This window comes from Fodinibius sp. SL11, assembly GCF_052060035.1.
In the GTDB taxonomy this organism is placed as follows: Bacteria; Bacteroidota; Rhodothermia; order Balneolales; family Balneolaceae; genus Fodinibius.
Genome location: NZ_JBPOEA010000011.1, coordinates 66418 through 83582, shown reverse-complemented (window position 1 = coordinate 83582; position 17165 = coordinate 66418). Strand labels below are relative to the sequence as shown.

21 protein-coding genes are annotated in these 17165 nt (G+C 40.9%); 10 read left to right on the top strand and 11 right to left on the bottom strand.

Annotated features, from left to right (window positions below):
• Positions 1 to 3: 3 nt before the first annotated feature.
• From ACQ76V_RS12195 to ACQ76V_RS12145, 11 genes are read right to left on the bottom strand one after another with little or no spacing between them, the layout of a single operon-like run.
• Positions 4 to 1266 (bottom strand): hypothetical protein, encoded by a 1263-nt coding sequence (locus tag ACQ76V_RS12195; protein WP_441000781.1) that lies wholly within the window; start codon positions 1264 to 1266, stop codon positions 4 to 6.
• Between the two features lies 1 nt (position 1267).
• Positions 1268 to 1591: a peptidoglycan-binding domain-containing protein gene (locus tag ACQ76V_RS12190; protein ID WP_441000780.1), complete on the bottom strand. Its 324-nt coding sequence runs from the start codon at positions 1589 to 1591 to the stop codon at positions 1268 to 1270.
• The gene (locus ACQ76V_RS12185) at positions 1588 to 1998 is read right to left on the bottom strand and encodes a hypothetical protein (RefSeq protein WP_441000779.1); all 411 of its coding nucleotides are present in this window, start codon (positions 1996 to 1998) and stop codon (positions 1588 to 1590) included. Before ACQ76V_RS12185 ends, ACQ76V_RS12190 begins: the two co-directional genes overlap by 4 nt.
• Positions 1991 to 2677, bottom strand: a complete 687-nt coding sequence (locus ACQ76V_RS12180; RefSeq protein ID WP_441000778.1) for a hypothetical protein — start codon at positions 2675 to 2677, stop codon at positions 1991 to 1993. The genes ACQ76V_RS12185 and ACQ76V_RS12180 overlap by 8 nt, the downstream gene beginning before the upstream one ends.
• Before the next feature lies 1 nt (position 2678).
• Positions 2679 to 2987: a hypothetical protein gene (locus tag ACQ76V_RS12175; RefSeq protein WP_441000777.1), complete on the bottom strand. Its 309-nt coding sequence runs from the start codon at positions 2985 to 2987 to the stop codon at positions 2679 to 2681.
• Between the two features lies 1 nt (position 2988).
• A complete protein-coding gene (locus ACQ76V_RS12170; RefSeq protein WP_441000776.1) occupies positions 2989 to 3345 on the bottom strand; it encodes a hypothetical protein in 357 nt (118 codons plus the stop codon).
• A gap of 10 nt (positions 3346 to 3355) precedes the next feature.
• Entirely contained in the window at positions 3356 to 3772 is a 417-nt protein-coding gene (locus ACQ76V_RS12165; protein WP_441000775.1) for a hypothetical protein, read from the bottom strand.
• 4 nt (positions 3773 to 3776) lie between these two features.
• The gene (locus ACQ76V_RS12160) at positions 3777 to 4808 is read right to left on the bottom strand and encodes a transglutaminase-like domain-containing protein (RefSeq protein ID WP_441000774.1); all 1032 of its coding nucleotides are present in this window, start codon (positions 4806 to 4808) and stop codon (positions 3777 to 3779) included.
• Positions 4805 to 5032: a hypothetical protein gene (locus tag ACQ76V_RS12155; protein ID WP_441000773.1), complete on the bottom strand. Its 228-nt coding sequence runs from the start codon at positions 5030 to 5032 to the stop codon at positions 4805 to 4807. Before ACQ76V_RS12155 ends, ACQ76V_RS12160 begins: the two co-directional genes overlap by 4 nt.
• 9 nt (positions 5033 to 5041) lie before the next feature.
• Entirely contained in the window at positions 5042 to 5446 is a 405-nt protein-coding gene (locus tag ACQ76V_RS12150) for a hypothetical protein (protein ID WP_441000772.1), read from the bottom strand.
• Positions 5447 to 5465: 19 nt separating this feature from the next.
• Positions 5466 to 6464, bottom strand: a complete 999-nt coding sequence (locus ACQ76V_RS12145) for a hypothetical protein (RefSeq protein ID WP_441000771.1) — start codon at positions 6462 to 6464, stop codon at positions 5466 to 5468.
• 430 nt (positions 6465 to 6894) lie between these two features.
• On the opposite strand from ACQ76V_RS12145, the gene ACQ76V_RS12140 reads away from it, so the two are divergent.
• From ACQ76V_RS12140 to ACQ76V_RS12095, 10 genes are all read left to right on the top strand, one after another.
• Positions 6895 to 8652, top strand: a complete 1758-nt coding sequence (locus ACQ76V_RS12140) for an InlB B-repeat-containing protein (RefSeq protein ID WP_441000770.1) — start codon at positions 6895 to 6897, stop codon at positions 8650 to 8652.
• 9 nt (positions 8653 to 8661) lie between these two features.
• Positions 8662 to 9717: a restriction endonuclease PLD domain-containing protein gene (locus ACQ76V_RS12135; protein ID WP_441000769.1), complete on the top strand. Its 1056-nt coding sequence runs from the start codon at positions 8662 to 8664 to the stop codon at positions 9715 to 9717.
• Positions 9718 to 9870: 153 nt separating this feature from the next.
• Positions 9871 to 10725 (top strand): competence protein CoiA, encoded by an 855-nt coding sequence (locus tag ACQ76V_RS12130; protein ID WP_441000768.1) that lies wholly within the window; start codon positions 9871 to 9873, stop codon positions 10723 to 10725.
• Between the two features lie 321 nt (positions 10726 to 11046).
• A complete protein-coding gene (locus tag ACQ76V_RS12125) occupies positions 11047 to 12177 on the top strand; it encodes an HNH endonuclease (protein WP_441000767.1) in 1131 nt (376 codons plus the stop codon).
• A 147-nt stretch (positions 12178 to 12324) separates the two neighbouring features.
• Entirely contained in the window at positions 12325 to 12735 is a 411-nt protein-coding gene (locus ACQ76V_RS12120; protein WP_441000766.1) for a hypothetical protein, read from the top strand.
• A 2-nt stretch (positions 12736 to 12737) separates the two neighbouring features.
• The gene (locus ACQ76V_RS12115) at positions 12738 to 13640 is read left to right on the top strand and encodes a TM2 domain-containing protein (protein WP_441000765.1); all 903 of its coding nucleotides are present in this window, start codon (positions 12738 to 12740) and stop codon (positions 13638 to 13640) included.
• 143 nt (positions 13641 to 13783) lie between these two features.
• Complete coding sequence (locus tag ACQ76V_RS12110; RefSeq protein ID WP_441000764.1) at positions 13784 to 14848, top strand: hypothetical protein; 1065 nt, start codon at positions 13784 to 13786, stop codon at positions 14846 to 14848.
• 9 nt (positions 14849 to 14857) lie between these two features.
• Entirely contained in the window at positions 14858 to 15241 is a 384-nt protein-coding gene (locus tag ACQ76V_RS12105; protein ID WP_441000763.1) for a DUF2513 domain-containing protein, read from the top strand.
• Between the two features lie 136 nt (positions 15242 to 15377).
• On the top strand, positions 15378 to 16130 hold the full coding sequence (locus ACQ76V_RS12100) for a hypothetical protein (RefSeq protein ID WP_441000762.1): 753 nt from the start codon (positions 15378 to 15380) through the stop codon (positions 16128 to 16130).
• A 154-nt stretch (positions 16131 to 16284) separates the two neighbouring features.
• Entirely contained in the window at positions 16285 to 16938 is a 654-nt protein-coding gene (locus ACQ76V_RS12095) for a hypothetical protein (RefSeq protein WP_441000761.1), read from the top strand.
• Positions 16939 to 17165: the final 227 nt, after the last annotated feature.

Sequence of the window (17165 nt, the reverse complement as noted above, 5' to 3'; positions counted from 1 at the left end):
GGGCTAGCCTAGAATTTTGGTTAGGAAGGCGTCCAGCTTGGCCTGGCTTTGTTTGGCGGCTTCAATGTCGATAGGCTGCTGTGTTTCCGTAGCCGATCCGGTATCTTTCTTTACCGGTTTTTCGTTTGTAGTAGTTTCGGCGGGCTGGGTGGCTGTAGCTGGTCTATCATTAGCAGCAGGTTTTTGTTTTACCTTCGGCGCTGGCGCCTCATTTGCAGAAGATTTCTTATTCTTCTTGGCAAACGCCCGTTCCTGTCGCTTATATTCTTTAGCGCCCAAAACGACCTTGGCATGATCTTGTTTGAATATGCGTACTTCCAGGTCGCCATATTTGCTAATCAGCTTTTTCCAACACGCCTTCAAGCCACCGCTAGAACCTTCGGTACAGGCCTGGTACTGGAGGTGGCCGTCCAGCAGCAGGTCCAAGACATATCGCTTTTTGGGATAGTCGGCGGTGTAGCGGATCGACAGGTGGGCGTTTTCGGATTCTCCGGAATGCTTCGGGGCATAGCATGGCATTTTGCTGCCGAACATGGAGTTAATGCGTTTCCAAGAGCGGATTTTGTGGAGGGTGTCTAATTCTTTGAGGGTAATTTTAAAAGGGGTATCCACGGGATTTTCGCGGTTGGCTGGAGCCTTTTGTTTCGCTGGCTTAGTTTTTGGGGAAACGTCTCGGTCAGCGGCCGTAAAGGGCACGGCAATGGCGGTCAGCTCCCGGTAGCGGTTTTTTTCGGTTTCAGCTCCGCCTTCTTTAGTGACCTTAATTTCAATGTCGCATTCGTGGGCAATGCTGGTGTTGCCTTTATACTGCCCGTCTTTGGTGGCATGCGATACCATCACAAACATGATCCCGTTTTCGCGGCACCACTGGGCCAGCTCGACGGTTTCCTTGGCGTTCGCATCGATCACAGAAATCGAATCCAGGATACAGGCGAAGGACCGGTTCTTGAGCAGAATCTCTTTGAGGCCCTGAATGGATTTCCATTTGGTGAAATTCAGGTTCCGGTGGGTGGCTCCCAGGCGTTTGACGCGGTCGACCAGGGTTTTGCCAAAATGCTCTTCGGCGGGGATATATTCGATGCGGCCATGTTCGGCTAATGCGTCAGCGAGTCCCAGACTCATGGTGGATTTACCGGCACCTTTTTCGCCCCAAATAAAAATGACGGCATTCTTTTCGGGCTCACCGAGAAGTCTCCCGTAGGGTTGTTCTATTTTTATGCCTTTGATATTAAGCTTGGAAAGCTGCTGGGCAGTCATTGATTCCATATTACTGTCGTCTGATTGTTTTAATTGCGATTCCAATGGCGATAATAGTCAGGCTGCCAAACAGCAATACCTTCCGGTTTACCGATGCCTTTGGTGGCCTTTGGGTTATGGCTTTCGGGTTAATGCCTAGTTTTTGTAGTAGCCCCTGACCGGCTATGCCGCTTGTCGGGAGCCCAAACTGTTGTTGGGCTCGGCGAACGGCCTGCTGGGTCTCCGAACCAAATATCCCGTCGACACCATATTTGGGCAGGTCCATACCGGCGGCTTTGAGTGCTGATTGCAGGTGCATGACCTGCGGCCCTTTGTCACCTATTTTGAGAGTCATTGGGAAGATCGTTTTCGGTTTATGAAGGTAAGACCAGCTATTCCAATGGCGATGCCCATGGAAAGAAAACCGGCCTGTTTAAGTGTGTCCATGGATTTGCTTTTTGCAACGGTCTCTTCAAGACCGATAAGATCACTTACCGCCTGCAGGTCCACATATTCGAAGTACCGGTTGATAACCCCGGCATGTTGGTGGTAGACATTATTTAATCCATCTTTATTGGTCGTAAGCCCGGCCATGATGATGGCTGTAGTTGCGGCTTTTCCTTTCTTGCCACTTAGGGCGCGGTCGGCTAGGCTAATGGCTTTGCGAAACGCATTTTTCCCGGTTTGGCGCAGGTAGCTGTTTAGCCCGCCCATACCGTCGTCCACAATCTGATAATCACGACCTTCAATGAGCTCACGCATTTTTCTGTTCCTCCCAGCCGGTGTCAGGGTTGGCTATGTTTTTCAAGCTGTCTCGCATGCCGGGGATAAGCGGGCCAAGGAAATACGCCCCGGCTCCGATGCCCACCAGCCATAATGCTTTGGTAAGCGTGTTGTTGACGCCGCTGAAGGCGCTTTGCGGATTGGGGAGGCTAATCTGATACCACGGCTCGGTGGGTGGAGCATATACCCCGCTCTGTTGGCCTTCCTCGATATCCAGATCCAACGTCATGACCTTGGAGGCCGCAAGCGGTTTGGCCCCGGATATATTGGCTTCAGTAACATTGCTGGGGTGCAGTTCAAAGATGACCGGGTGATTACGATCCGGACGAAAAGAGCGCCCGAACACCAGCCGGGTTTGCCCGCGACAGCCGTCCCACATGCTGGTCAGGATTCGGGATATGGCCAGCACCTTTCGGGTTTGCGGGTCCAGGGCTACGATAACAGCATCCGGACATGCTATAAGCAGAAACGAGTTCCAGAAGTTGCGGTACCGGTCGATTTCGATATCAACGGAGAAGGGAACCCCGTTTTTGGGGACCCCGCGCTCGGGATACCGGCCGATAATGCGAACTTCGCCAGCCTCAGAGCTAATTATATTTCCTGTAATGCCAGCGGATCCTAATCCGTTGTCGCTATATGCAGATTGGGTCTGGGTCATGTTATTTTCGTCTGGTTAAGATTCTAAAAGCAAGATATCCACCGGCAATCCATCCCAGGGTTTTCTTGTGTTGGTTAAACCAATTTCGGAGCTCTTCGGAGGGTCGGGCGGCTGAGAGCCGCTGGCAGATCGATTGGTCTTCAGGGGCTTCAACCTCGGCCCCTTTTGGGACTTCCTGCAGCTGGATGGTCGGTTGCAGGTACACCTTTTCCTCTGATGGAGAGGGATTTGGGTAGCGCCCGTTGGGAATATGACCATCGAGATAATGAGAAATTCCTACCGGATGGGCGGGATAAGTGGCTTCTATCATATTACGATTTCTTTTTTAGTAAGGTGTACATGAGTCCTCCCCCAACGGCAATGACGCCGCCAATAAGCAACATGCTTGTCATATTGGGGCCGCCCGATTTCTGGGCTTGCATCAGCGCCATCTGTTGCTCGGGCGTCAGGCTATTGCCCCCTGATTGAGGTTTCCCGCCATTGATAACCCCATCTACGGTCACGGCGGTATCGGCCGCTGTGGTCAAAAAGCTGGACAGGTCATTGAGGATACTGCCAAACTTGGTTTTCTTTGACTCCGGTGGGGCAGTAGGAAAAGTGGTGGTAGTAAAATTAAACGGTCGGGTAGTTTGCAAGAAATCGATTTGATCGAAAGAGCTGCTGTTCATAGGGATACCTCTAGGTGGGGTTGGAGTTTGCTTTTTTCTTTTTGGCAACAAGCAGTATGGCCGCTCCCAGAATAGCAACTCCGCCAACTGCTGCGCCCGCAATCATGGCTGTACTTGCGGTCTCTTGTTTGGCAGCAGTATCGGTGACGTTATGTTGAAGAGCGGTCATGAGTTGCTGTTTTTCCTGTTCTATTTTCTTCTTTTCAGCCAGCTTGCGCTCGTGGGCCTTACAAAGCGCTTGCGATTTTTCGCGCTTGCGCCTGCAGCTTTTGAGCTTTCCAAATATTTTGCCCTTGCAACTTTGGTTGGCATACCGGCAGGGATCATCTTCTTCCCAGCTGCCTAAGTCACTAGGTAGGCTATTAGGTATGATCAACTGATCATCGTCGTTTGTTATCGCTATAGGTTGTAAGTAAGCACTACTCATAAGGTTAGGAGTGGTTAAGGGTCCAGTAGCTGATTCCGCCAAGCGTCAAAAGCCCGGCTGAGAGTCCGCCGTACAGGAGCCATTTTTTGATTCGGGATTCTTGTTGGCTGGTCAGAAAGCTGTTGTCAAGGCTTCCGAACCTATTCAGGTAATCAACGGCCTGTTGGCCATGTTCCTGGATAACCATAGCATACTGCTGGAGGATCGCGTTATCCTTTTGGGAAAACGAAATAGCATCCGAGCGGACCCCTCGGGCCATCAGGTAGTCTCGCCATTGCCCGCGCTGGGTGCGTTCGCCCTTATCCTTGGCGCCAAACCATTTGGAAAACATGCTTTTCATGGTGATGCCCGTTTGTAAGGCGGTAGTTGCCGCTGCGGCAGCAGTTACCGGATCGATGCCCAACTGATCGGGCATCCTGTTGAACAGATGTTTGGATTTTTTAATGAGGGTTTCGTCGAAGGCGAACCCGGGATATTTGGCCACGGTGGTATCAAAAGATTTCCATCCGCTCGGGGAGCGAAAGACGGTGTAGATATGATCGTAGGTTCGTCCCGTCCGACTCACAATCCGAAATCCGGTTTGAATGCCCAGGCTTTGAAGCAGGGCTGCCGACAGGATCGCATGATCGTCGCAATCTCCGGCCTTTTGGCGAAGTGTGACATCCGGGGATTGAATGCGTTCAATGTTCCAGGGATCACGAACGTAGTTGATATTGCGGGTCATCCATCGGTACAGGGCTTCGGCAACTTGGCCGGTATTTCGCAGGTCGGGAAGGCCGGTATTTGAATTTTTCCGAATTCCACGGGTGATTTTTAGCGCTAACTCGCGGATATCATCCCGACCAGTGTATTTGGTTACAAGCTGGGAGGCTACCTTAAGCACTTGTTCAATACCCGGATACGTCCGGCGTTGGGAAATAATAGGGGCGGCAGCATCACCTTGTGGGGGATTTGCTGCCGCCTTATTGCTCATCACTAAACCGTCGGTAGTGACTGCTTTACGGGAAGAGGTGATATGGGGATAGTGGCTACTCAAGAGCGGTAGGTGATATAGTCAAGTAGAAGTTGCAGGCCGTGCTCGGGGTTGCGGGTTGTGACATCACCGAGCCGTTTCGCTAGTTTTGGGTCAAGGTCGCCCAGGCTGATAAGCACGCCCGCAAATTGGCGGGAGCGCGTGATGGTCGTTATTCCGGCAGTATCTAATTCCTGGTAGATATTATCCCGAAGGCTCGTGACGGGTTGTTGGGTAATGGTTGGCATAGCTGTTAACTAAGATTTGGGTCCGTTGGAGGTGACAAGTTTTTGCAGTTCGATAATGACTTCCGTGAGGAGCGCCTTTATTTGTTTACTCACCTTCATGCCGGTAAAGCGCAGCAGTTGTTGGCAAGCGAAAGGGGCAGGGATATAGCAGAGCGTAGTTGCGTGTTGCCCTAATCCATCCACAAGGGGATATATCGTTTTTGCAATGCGTTCGGCTCCGATATCCCTGCTTATCGCTTCTTCGGAAAGTAGTTTGGCCATGCGTGTCCAATCCTGTATCGTAATCGGGCGCCCGTAGGACTGCATCAATGCCAGTTGTGATTTGATACGTTTGGCATAGCGCCCGTAGGGCTGCGGGTGGTCACCAAGATAGTCGAGGGCCATCTTAAGCAAGGGAATATGATTAGGATGCATGGGGGGAGTTCAAAGTTGGTTATATGGTCATGGATGATTCAGGATGGCCACCTGCCTCGGGTGAAGAAAAGCTGCCGTTCAGAGTCGGCCCGCCTGCGCCGTCCAGTAGGGTCTCTGGAATATCGGCTCCGTCGGCGGGAAGGTGCCGAGGAGTCTCCTCCCCGGCACCTTTGGGTTGTTCGGCTTCGTCGTTGAGGAGGGCATCTTGTTGGGGTAGGTCAGACTTGTTCTGCGACTGAATCTTTTGGGCTACGGCGGCTTTAAATGCTTCGGTTTGCTCGGGAGTTAATTGGCCTTGGCTGCCAGCCCGTTGGGCAAAGAGCCCTGAGATGACGCTAAAGAACAGCGGCGCATTTTCCTCCAGCATATCCAGCATGCGGCTTCCGGCGTCTCTGCCGCCCGCTCGCTGTTCCATTTCCATACGGAACTTTACCTTTTCCAGTTCTCCGAGCTCTTTTTCGAGGGCTTTGAGGTTACTTCGTTGAATTTCTTTGAGGCGGTCAATCTCGTTGCGGTGGGATTCCTTGAGGTCGGCTAGCTCTTTCTGGTGAGTGAGCAGGGTCGTGGTTTTATCTTCGGCAAGTTCCCGCTTCAGATTCATAATCTCATCAACTTGCTGGCGGATCTTGCGGTCCGCATCATGGAGTTCCCCTTCCAGCCGAAGAATACGATTGCTGTAATAGTCTTCGTCTTTGGTTTCTCTGGAGCCGGATGATTGCCCGAACAGGTCAGCGGCTACTTCAGTCTGCTTATGGGGGTCGTCAATACGGAAATTAATTTCGATGTCATGGTCGTCGCCGGTATGTAAGGTATAGATGCCGGGCTCCAGGCGGCACATGGCCTTCGCCACCTTAAAAGGAGAACGAATGTTGAACGGAATATCCTTTTCGACGTCGATGAAATCATCAGTCCGGCCGGTAATGCGCCCGAAAATAGGCACCCCCTCTCGCAGTTCCTGGAGGGTTGTGGCATAATCGCGTTGCTGGGTTTCTAAGGTGTTCGGCAAGTGTTGAGGCATCGGGCCAGGCTTGGTTAATATGTCGTGATTGTAACAGTTTATACAATCACCGATGTCAACGTAACACTATTTTAAATCAAGGGAAATACCCCGGGACAGGCTGGAATCGCCTGCAATAAACTGCCAGAGATTGGGACAGGATGGGAAAAGAAGAAACAAGATGTGCTAGTTTGAGAAAAGTTCTTCTAAGGTTGAGGTATATGGTTAAATAATATTATGTAGAAGTATTATCTGTATTACATAAAGAGGCCTTGTTAGAGGAATATATTGTTAAATCCCCGTTGAAGTAATTTAAAGGTCAGCTTTGCATAGTATATTGACAATGAATAGTATTTAACTCTCTGCACATGAGTTAAGGTTAGGTTGCTTAACTACTAAACTAAATTTACCTTCTGATCGGGTGCAATTTTTTAAAAAAGAAAATATTCAGATGAGACAGCTACTATTTGCCTTTATCTTTCTATTCACCATATCAATCGTTTCATGTAGTGACAATGGTACTGGCCCCAATAATGAAGAAACTACAACTTATTCTGTAGCTGTTGACGTTACACCATCCGAGGCAGGTTCTATATCCCCTTCTTCAGAAGACACTTATGATGAAGGAGAAGAAGTTGAATTACAAGCCGATGCAAATGAAGAATATCTTTTCACACACTGGAGTGGTGATATCGATAGCATTTCAGACAATCCACTATCGCTAACTGTTGACCAAGATTACAATCTAACAGCAAACTTTGAACTGAAAACGTATGAACTTTCGGTAAATACTGAAGGTGAAGGTTCAGTCAATGAAGAAGTTTTAGAACAAAAGTCTAAAGATTATGAACATGGTACTGTTGTTCAGTTGACTGCCAATCCGTCCGAAGGATATCAATTTGTCGAATGGCAAGGTGATGTTACCGGTAGTGAAAACCCCGCCCATATTACTGTTAATGACCCTAAAGAAGTAACAGCCATATTTGAGAAGAAAACTTATACGCTTTCTGTAAAAACATCTGGTGAAGGCTCGATATCAATAACTCCTGACCAACCTGAATATGAATTCGGTGCAGAAGTTGAACTCTCAGCTAGTGCTTCAGGTGATTGGGAATTTGATAAATGGCAAGGTGATTTATCTGGTAATGCTAACCCCGAGACAATAACCATTGATTCTGATAAATCTATTGAGACTATTTTTAAAAATACTGCTTTTGCAGGTGGTTATGGTACCAAAGATAATCCTTATAAAGTCTCAACAGTCGAAGAGTTGCAATCCATTCAAAACTATCTTGGTTCATATTTTACCCAAATAAATGATATAGACGCGGGTTCGACAATTAATTGGAACTCAGGCAAAGGATTCAATCCAATTGGAGACGAAGATAATATATTTAGAGGGTACTACGACGGCAATGGTTTCATAATTGAAAATTTACACATAAATAGAAGCAATGAATCAAGAGTTGGTTTGTTTGGCAGAACTTATAACAGTATTAATCCAGGGGGAGAAATAAAAAATTTAGGACTTCAAGGAGTTAAAATAACGGGTGGCAATATTACAGGTGGTTTGGTAGCCGAAAATTCTGGTGAAATTACAAACTGTTTCGTAACCGGGGAAGTTAATGGGTTAGAAGGTACAGGTGGATTAGTTGGTACAACAGTACAGTATTCGGTAATTAGAAATTCATTTACCGAAGGAGTTGTAAATGGAACCAATTTTGTGGGTGGCTTATTGGGGAAAAATGCAGGAACTGTTAGTAAATCTAAATCTTTGAGCGAAGTAAATGGTGAATATACAGTAGGTGGCTTGATTGGTAGACATACTTCACTTTCTGGCGATGAAGCTAGAGTTACAGCATCTTATGCATTAGGAAACGTAACTGGCATTAATACAGTCGGTGGTTTAATTGGTGATATGTCAGAAGATGAAGAAGTAGAACAAACTTATGCTACTGGTAATGTTGATAGTGATGGTACCTCAGGTGGATTGATTGGTTCGGTTAATAACACAGTTGATCTCAGTTCAAGCTATTGGGACACTGAATCAACTTCACAAAATCACGCTATTGATGGAGGTGGAACTAACGCAACTGGTCTTGTAACATCTGAAATGACAGGAAGTTCAGCTGAAGAAAATATGCCAAATTTTAACTGGGATGAATATTGGATAATAACCAATAACTATCCCTCACTTTCTTGGGAATAAAATCTATTTATGATGCTAGTATTTAATAACGAAAAAACTAACCATTTATCTGAATTAGAGTCTTTATTTAGCCAAGCAAAAGAAGCCGTAATTACAAGTCCATATTTGATGGAAGACTTAACCGTATTTTTTGATACGGCATTTCCAGATGATCTAAATCGCGTAACTTTATATACAAAACTGGATGGCCAGACCTCCGAATTAATAAGAAAGGTAAACTCTCTCATCTCAATATTCGACTATGCTCAAGAACAAGATGATTTTTCTGTGGAAATAAGAATTGTTAATAAACTGCATGGGAAAGCATACTTTGCCTATAAAGATGATAAACCCGTTAATGCTATTTTAAGCTCTGCAAACCTTACACATCATGGTTTATCCAAAAATCATGAATGGGGCATAAAATTAAGTGATTCTCAACAGCTTAACTCATTTGCTAAAGAAATTAAAAGCCTTCCTTATCGATCACTTAATGAAGAGCAATTATTAGAACTATTATATCGTGTAGATAAGGAAGATTTTACAAAAAATAAGGATACTATAAATGAAATTGATATCTCAGATATCCTAGATCCAAACATTATTGAAGAAATAGAACAACAAATATGGCTTAAACCAATTGGTCATACCGAAAGTCCAATAGAAAAAGGTAGAAAATTCAATAATCAGGAAACACGACTTCATTTTTCTAAAAGAAGACCGACAGGAGTTAATATCAATGATGTTATAATCACATATGGAGTCGGTGTACGAGCAATTTTATCAGTTTATAAAGTTTTAAGTGAACCTAAACATATTACTGAAAAAGAAATTGAAGAAGGTCGTAGTGAAAGATGGCCTTGGTATGTAATCGGTAAAAATTTAACGCCCGAATTTGGTCTTACATGGTGGGATTATGATTTAAAGCTAAATAGTTTACAAGAAGATTTCTTAAAAAAATATCCGGAAAATCCCTTAACAGATGCTGGAACACAATCTTTTGGGGCATTTAATTATGGTGCTGATAAATTACATTTAGATCAAAATTTCGGGAATTGGTTATACAACAAAGTTCTCAATTTATAAGCAACCTAACCCGCCTTAAGGGGACGCACCTCGCCTGGCCTTGCCAGTTTTTGGCTTTTTAGCTTCCCATTCATTATTTAAAAACTTAACATTTTTGCGTGCGCACCTTATGTGCAATGTCGTTAGCCGTACAACAAAATTCTAATATTTAATATGTTAGTTGCTCTGAATTCTAATAGAGAAAGATGTCATGCATCAGATTCCAAGAAAAGCGAAGGACCATATTTTTGTCCAGACTCAGAGTGTGGAGGGGAATTAATTTTAAGAAAAGGGTCAATAAATATTCATCATTTTGCTCATAAATCCACAGACTCCTGTAGTTATAGTTCTGGAGAAAGTGAATTACATTACAAATGTAAAACAGATATTTGCAAAACTTTAGAAGAACACGAATTATGCAAGAATTGTGACATAGAGAGATCTCTAGGAGAAGTTAGGCCAGACATAAGTTTGCGCATTAACAATTTCCCAGTTGGTATTGAAGTACAGAAAAGCACAATTGATGTCCGTGAGATTATCAGGAGAACAAAAATCTATAAAGAAAAAAAGATATTTGTCCTATGGATTATTCCGAGTTTGGATCAAATCAATTTTGGATATGATGTAGAACTCGAAAAGTATACTTTTAAACCGAAAGCTTGGCAAAGACTATTGCACCAAATGTATTATGGTCGCCTGTATATCTGGACAGGCAACGCTTCTATTTCACCACTCCATTATGAAGATTTGATTTATTACAAAGAAGAAACTAATTGGGTAGAAGAAAATTATGGCCATTTAGAAGGCACTGACTGGTATCGAGAACAACATGAGTTTGCTTATTCTGGTGGCTATGAAAAAAAATCTAAGACGAGAAAAGAAATTAGATGGTCAGAAGATAATACAACGCAATTTTTTCATATAGCCGAAGATTTTAAGCCTATAGAAAGACAAAAATATAATAAGCTAACAAATTGGGATTTACCTTCAGCATATCTTTGGATAGACAAGTCTAAGAATTGGTGGTAATGTAGGCTAACCGCATATTTACGCGACGTACCTAATTCTCTCTTGCTCATTTTGTTTTCTTTGCGTCAAACAGCTGAAACAAAAATATTTCAGAATATGAGAAGCACCTTCGAGAATATTACAGCTTCCTTTAGTTTTAATAATTAGTTTTTTAAAAAAAGCGAAATGTTGGCCTAACCGCCTTTAAATCGGACACACCTCGCCAATTTTCTGTCGCCCTTGGTTTTGAAACGCTTCTTTCATTAGTTGCTGATTCAACAGTAATGCGTGGTCGGTTATGCGGATATCGTTAGCTCTCTTTTACAAAACATAGACTAATTAATGGTAGAGAATCAGAAAACAATAGACCCCTATTTGTTCAATAAGGTTTTTAAAGCATTTAGCAATTTTGTTAAATCAAAGAGCAAAATTGATGATCTTTCATTTGTTAGCAATCCCTATTTAGAAGATCAGGAGTTTTATAAATATGAAGTTTATAATAAGGGACGAAAAAATTTAACCTTTAATTCATGGGAAAAGTCCGATATAGGAACTGGGAGAATTGGCAGGGCAATAATATCTGCAATCGAATTTGAGTCCAATAACTTATTCAATTGGCATCCTAGATATGGCGAACCCAATCTTGCACATTATGATTTAAAGAAAGCTGTTGAAAAATCTGAGGCCCTGCCTAAATATGAGTCAGTTTTTTATGAATTATATCTCACTGGAAATACTGAGAGAAGCTTTGAAAAGCTGATAGAATTATTTGGCAAAAGATATCCCTTTTTAGCATACTTATTGTTTTTAAAGGATAGAAGTAGATTTATGCCGATTGCCCCTTCATATTTCGATGAAGGGTTTGAGATGCTAGGTGTTAATTTCAAAACAAGCCACCAATGCTCGTGGGAAAACTATCAGATTTATAATAGCCTGCTTGACCAATTAAAAGTTTTGCTTGAGCAAAAAATCGAGTCGGATGTTTCTCTCCTTGACGCTCATTCATTTATGTGGATTGCAGCTAAAAAGATAAATACAGAAATAGATTCTACAGAGCATGACGAATACCTAGAACTAGACAAAAAAGAACGGGAGGCGATAACAAAAGCAAGGATAGGTCAAGGCAGGTTTAGAAGTCTACTTATTAAATATTGGGAAAAATGTGCTGTGACAGGATGCCACAATAACTCCCTCCTTACTGCTTCTCATATTAAACCTTGGAGCGAGTGCAAAGTTGATGAGGCAATTGATAAATTCAACGGGATATTGTTGTCCCCAAGTATGGATTCGGCATTTGATTCAGGCCTTATCAGCTTTAAAAACGATGGAAGTATCATGATATCAAATGCATTGTCCGATTCTGATGCCCAATCTGTAGGTATAAATTCAGATTTAGAACTTAGGAGAATAGAAGATAGTCATAAAGAATATTTAGCTTATCATCGCAAACATATATTCAGACAAGAGAGCTAACCCGCCTTTAGCCCGGACAGGTTTCGCTATTATTTGCTAGCTTTTGGCTTTTTAGCTTTCCAATTATTATTTAACAACTCAAAATCAATACGTAGGCTCTTATGCAAAATTTTATTATGTAAACTTTTAATCAATAGAGACCATATCATGAAGCTAAAACACCTATTAACTTTTGGGTTAATTGTAATCCTAAGTTCAAATATTGGATTTGCGCAGGATTCGGAAGAGAGTGACAGTATCAAAGAAAGAGAACTGCAGTTTTCAAAGATGGCGTTTGCTACTCATCTTTTTATTGATGAAGCTGCAAGTAATAGAGATTCAGATTTTTTAGTAAGTGCTCGACAACATTTAAAATTTACCGAGAATAACTTAGAAAAGTTAAAGGGGAAAATAGATACCAGCCGTTACAAAAATGCCAAGCAAATTACAGATGTGCTCGATACTATTTTATCAAGAGGTCTTAATTTAAATTCAAAAGACGCTGTAGCTTTATCAATAGCTGAAAGAAAAATTGATGAATTTGTAGAAGGTATTTTCTTAAATGTTAAGTCTGACTAGTTATGTATTGCACAAATTGTGGTGAAGAAGTAAGTCAGGAAGATAATTTTTGTCAAAATTGTGGTTCAGAAGTAAAATCAAATAACAAAGCCGAAAAAGAAACTGAACCAAACCAAATTCATCAATCTTCTTCTAATGATCTATCTCATATAAATTTTACTGAAAATATAGGTAGAAAGCTTTGGACAGCTAAACATCTGCAAACAAAATATAAAGGTGGAAGTAGTCTTGATGTAAAAGAAGGTCCCGCCGCAGTTCTTTTTCATAAAAGAGGTTTATGTATCCATTCTGGCTTCTTCAAAAGTTTTAAAATTCCCTATTCCAATATTATAACTGTTAAGTATGAGGACAGGGATTCAATGGGTAATTATAAAACTAAGGATAAGTCAGTTGTTGGTAGAGCTGCAGCTGGCGGGCTTTTGCTTGGACCTTTGGGTGCAGTTTTAGGAGGAATGTCTGGAATTGGTTCTAAGTCAAAAAAACTTGATAAAGAAACAGACTACTTAATTATCAATTATTGGGACAAAGAAACAAAAAGTAATGAGGTTTTACTTTTTGCAGAAGATAATAAACGAAAAAAGTTTAATGAGTTTGTAAATGAATACCGTAAAAGAAAAAAGAAGTCGAAAGTAATACCAGAACTTGAGGAAACTTCGAGTAATTTCGGGTCGAATTCAGAGAAAATAAGAAAACCAAAAAGTAATAAATGGGCCTCAATAACACTTATACTTTCCATCATGTTTGGGTGGTTGGGTCTTGATAGGCTTTATCTTGGGTACAAAAAACTAGCGATTATTAAATTTCTTACTGCTGGTGGTTTTGGTTTGTGGTGGGCTTTTGATGTTTTAGTGATTTTGCTTGGAAACATGGATGATGCTAAGGGACGCCAAATAAAGTTTACCTAACCCAATAGGCCTAGTTATCTCTTTGTCTCCCTTCTATTTATTAGTTAATCTTTATTTTAATAAAAAATTTCAAAACTGATGCACTTTCCGGTTATACGTAATGCTAATACACCACTTCAAAAAATAATCCAAAAATAAGCGTCATGAGAAAAGTGCTTTTAAGCTCATTATTTATTTTCCTATTTGTAACTCAAGTTCAAGGCCAGGATTGGTTCAAAGTTGATTGGGGAAGTTCAAGAGAAAAAGTTCATTATTCAGAAACGGGGCAATTAATTCAGTGGAATTTAGGAGGAACTTACTACGAAGAAACAATTAATGGCCAAAGATATGCACGCAAATATCGTTTTATTGAAGATTCTCTTGTTGCTGTTACACGTTATCCCACAATAGATCGGACAAATTTAGGATCAAAAAATTTAATGGATCGAATCAAAAAGATTCGGGATAAACAGAGCCAATATGTTGCAAAAATGGGTGAACCAGATTTCATAGATAATTCAGATGAGCTTTCTGTTAAACATTATGGCTGGAATTTAGATAGTACAACATTTGCAATTGCTGAAGTAGATAAAGATGATGAATCCGGCAATGTTTGGTATTCCCTTGGTCAGTTATCAGGAAATGAACGAAGAAAACGATATAAAAATGATAAAGGTGCTTTACGTAAAAAATTCCGTGAACTAACTGAAGATGAATTTTCTTTCGAGGAAGAACCAGACGTACCAGCAAATCTAAAAGACAACCCTTCTTTATCAATTGAAGACAAATTGTTAGCAATTCATGATGAAATGGAAGGACGGACTATTTACCGAGACCCTTCTACAGGAAATGATAAGTCCGATAATGAATTATCTCTTATTCTTATTGAAAAAGAGGATAAGCTGAATCTTATTCTAAATAAAACCTACAGCGCCTCTGACTGGCTCTTCATAAACTCAATGATTGTGTTAGCTGATGGTGAGCGCTTCAAATTTAATGACATTTCAAATCAAGTCAATCGTGAAACAACAAGCATTGGTATAAAAGAAACGTACCAAGCATTTGTTCAGGATAAATTGGAAAAAGCAGTACGAGCCATTGCCAACGCAGAAGAAGCAAAAGTAAGACTCAAAGGAAAAAGTTCATATCGAGATGTTGAAATCTCCGAAAGAGAAAAAAGAGCAATGAGAAATATTTTAGCTCTTTATGACAAAAAGCAAAACAAATAAATATCTGTCATGTCTGAGGATAAAGACTTAGAGAAAAAAATTTTGGCGCATATTGATGCTATGGATAAAGAAGAGCTTTATAAAAATAACCAAAACCTTGAAATACAGGGATATGAAGATAAGACAGTCACTTATAAAGCTTTTGAAATGAAAAAAGATGGTCTAATTGAAGCCTTTACTAAGGATCATAACACTGGAGTAGATGGTGTCATAGTTAAAGGTCTTACCCAAAAAGGGAAACAGGTTTTAAGAGAATATAGAGAAACATGGTTCGATAAATTATTCCCAATTTATAAGGAAAAGTTTTGGGAACAACTAGCAGAAAACTTAGCAAAATGGACTATATATCTCATTTTTCTCGTAGTTGGAGTTTTAATCGGTTATTTCTTGTGAAGCTTATTGAATTTAAACCGGTAATATATCTCGTGCATTTAAGGGAGCGGACCTCGCCTATTATTCAATTTAATTTTCTTTTCGGGTGCTCTTTAAGCGCAATGCTATTAGGCACATATAAAATATTCATTGATTCATGGAAGAGACTAGTTCATTAATAATTTCCCAAGCAACTGGAAAAGCACTTGATAAAATTTGGGACAAGTTTAAGGAGTCAGTTTTATACCGTTATTCTAGATATCGATCATTACGGTTTTTCTACACTTTCTTAGGAATATATAAAGAAGAAATTGAAGCAGACGATTTTGAGAATCGAATTTTCACAAATGATAAATTGGAAAAAATTCTTCAAGATGATAATAAAAGTGAAATAATATTTGAAGCATATCGAAGGGTAGCTTTTTCTGCTTCTAAGGATCTTGGACCTGCAATTATTGGGTTATTGACATCGGAATTAATTTTAGAAAATCGCTTTGCTACAGAGGAAGAAGAAAGGATATTTCAAGCAGCTGAATCCTTATCAGATCAGGAATTAATAGAATTTGAAAGACATTGTGCAAAAGAGTTTGAAGAAGGCCAAGATGATTTTGAATTAGAGTTAGATAAAAAATGGATTGACTCTAATTGGAATAAGAACGAACAGGTTTATATATCCCCAGTTAATCTCGGTTCAGTGTTGGGAACTTGGGCCTTAAAGCTAAAAAATATCGGAATTGTTACAGAATTTACTACTGATAAAACTACGGAATATTTTGAGGATTCAGAACGTCATATAGACGAAGATGGCGAAGTCAGGGAAATAAAATCATTTATCAAAATTGATCACGAATATAATAAGCTTTGTAAACTTATAAGCCGGTCTCGAGATTATTTGAATTTCAAACAATAAAGGTGACTAATCGGTCTTAAGGTGACGCCCTCCTCCATAACTTGCCAATTTTTGGCTTTTTAGCTCTCCGTTCATTATTTACTAGAGCAACATTTTTTTGTGAGGAAATGTCGCTAAACCTAAAAGATCAAAATTTGAAATCGAGTACAAGTTGATGAAATTGCATTATCTACTGGCTTTTTCCTTGTTAATGATTAGTTCTTGTGGCAATGAGGTTAGAGAGGAAGTGACAAATCGATATGAAGGTGGCGAGAAAAAAGTTGTTGTGAAGTATCAGGGAACTGGATCAGAAGAAAAAATTTTAGAGAGGCTGACCTACAGTAAAAGCGGAGAATTAATAAAATTTGAAGATTTAGAATCTGATTCAGTAAAAAACTACGTTGATTTAAATCCGGAGCTACAAAAAGCTGCAGGATTAAAAAAATATTTGCAAGGTACTTGGCACAAAGAACTTTCATCAAGTGATGATTTAAAAAGAATAGTTTTCAACGCAGATACCCTGAAAGTTTACAATACATTCATTGACCCTATTTTAGGGGAACCGGAAAGAAAAGATACATCAAGAGCAAAAAAGGTTTGGTTAGTTAATTATCTAGATGATCAAAAATTGGTCGTGAAAGAAAGGTTTTCTGAAACTTATAAGGATTTTTCTCCAGCTATGCCCGACACGACGGTGATTTATGGTAGTGATAATCCGGAAAGAATTTTAGATCCCAAAGATGATTGGGTAATAGAAATTGTATTTATTGATTCAAGCTCTTTTAAAAGCGAAATTTTAGACAAATCTAAAAGTACTTATTCAAAATAGGTGTTTAGGTACAGCCCGCCATTTTATTACACCTCTTATTTCTTTACTTAAATCATCTCTTTGGTTGAAACTCTAAATTTTAGAATAGAAGAGTTCCCACCTAACGGGTCTTTCCCTGTTACTCATTAAGAGTAAGAATCAGTGTTTAATAGAGGATGAAAGTAAATAAAATTAATCTTTCGGGTTTTAATACTCGATTAATTTTAATTATCGGGGTTTAAGAACTG

Bases quoted from the DNA above. Each gene is read 5' to 3' on its own strand.
- ACQ76V_RS12100 (WP_441000762.1), top strand. From the start codon at position 15,378: ATGGAAGAGACTAGTTCATTAATAATTTCCCAAGCAACTGGAAAAGCA.
- ACQ76V_RS12095 (WP_441000761.1), top strand. From the start codon at position 16,285: ATGAAATTGCATTATCTACTGGCTTTTTCCTTGTTAATGATTAGTTCT.
- ACQ76V_RS12130 (WP_441000768.1), top strand. From the start codon at position 9,871: ATGTTAGTTGCTCTGAATTCTAATAGAGAAAGATGTCATGCATCAGAT.
- ACQ76V_RS12165 (WP_441000775.1), bottom strand. From the start codon at position 3,772: ATGAGTAGTGCTTACTTACAACCTATAGCGATAACAAACGACGATGAT.
- ACQ76V_RS12150 (WP_441000772.1), bottom strand. From the start codon at position 5,446: ATGCATCCTAATCATATTCCCTTGCTTAAGATGGCCCTCGACTATCTT.
- ACQ76V_RS12190 (WP_441000780.1), bottom strand. From the start codon at position 1,591: ATGACTCTCAAAATAGGTGACAAAGGGCCGCAGGTCATGCACCTGCAA.
- ACQ76V_RS12175 (WP_441000777.1), bottom strand. From the start codon at position 2,987: ATGATAGAAGCCACTTATCCCGCCCATCCGGTAGGAATTTCTCATTAT.
- ACQ76V_RS12120 (WP_441000766.1), top strand. From the start codon at position 12,325: ATGAAGCTAAAACACCTATTAACTTTTGGGTTAATTGTAATCCTAAGT.
- ACQ76V_RS12110 (WP_441000764.1), top strand. From the start codon at position 13,784: ATGAGAAAAGTGCTTTTAAGCTCATTATTTATTTTCCTATTTGTAACT.
- ACQ76V_RS12140 (WP_441000770.1), top strand. From the start codon at position 6,895: ATGAGACAGCTACTATTTGCCTTTATCTTTCTATTCACCATATCAATC.
- ACQ76V_RS12170 (WP_441000776.1), bottom strand. From the start codon at position 3,345: ATGAACAGCAGCTCTTTCGATCAAATCGATTTCTTGCAAACTACCCGA.
- ACQ76V_RS12195 (WP_441000781.1), bottom strand. From the start codon at position 1,266: ATGGAATCAATGACTGCCCAGCAGCTTTCCAAGCTTAATATCAAAGGC.
- ACQ76V_RS12105 (WP_441000763.1), top strand. From the start codon at position 14,858: ATGTCTGAGGATAAAGACTTAGAGAAAAAAATTTTGGCGCATATTGAT.
- ACQ76V_RS12180 (WP_441000778.1), bottom strand. From the start codon at position 2,677: ATGACCCAGACCCAATCTGCATATAGCGACAACGGATTAGGATCCGCT.
- ACQ76V_RS12155 (WP_441000773.1), bottom strand. From the start codon at position 5,032: ATGCCAACCATTACCCAACAACCCGTCACGAGCCTTCGGGATAATATC.
- ACQ76V_RS12135 (WP_441000769.1), top strand. From the start codon at position 8,662: ATGATGCTAGTATTTAATAACGAAAAAACTAACCATTTATCTGAATTA.
- ACQ76V_RS12185 (WP_441000779.1), bottom strand. From the start codon at position 1,998: ATGCGTGAGCTCATTGAAGGTCGTGATTATCAGATTGTGGACGACGGT.
- ACQ76V_RS12145 (WP_441000771.1), bottom strand. From the start codon at position 6,464: ATGCCTCAACACTTGCCGAACACCTTAGAAACCCAGCAACGCGATTAT.
- ACQ76V_RS12115 (WP_441000765.1), top strand. From the start codon at position 12,738: ATGTATTGCACAAATTGTGGTGAAGAAGTAAGTCAGGAAGATAATTTT.
- ACQ76V_RS12125 (WP_441000767.1), top strand. From the start codon at position 11,047: ATGGTAGAGAATCAGAAAACAATAGACCCCTATTTGTTCAATAAGGTT.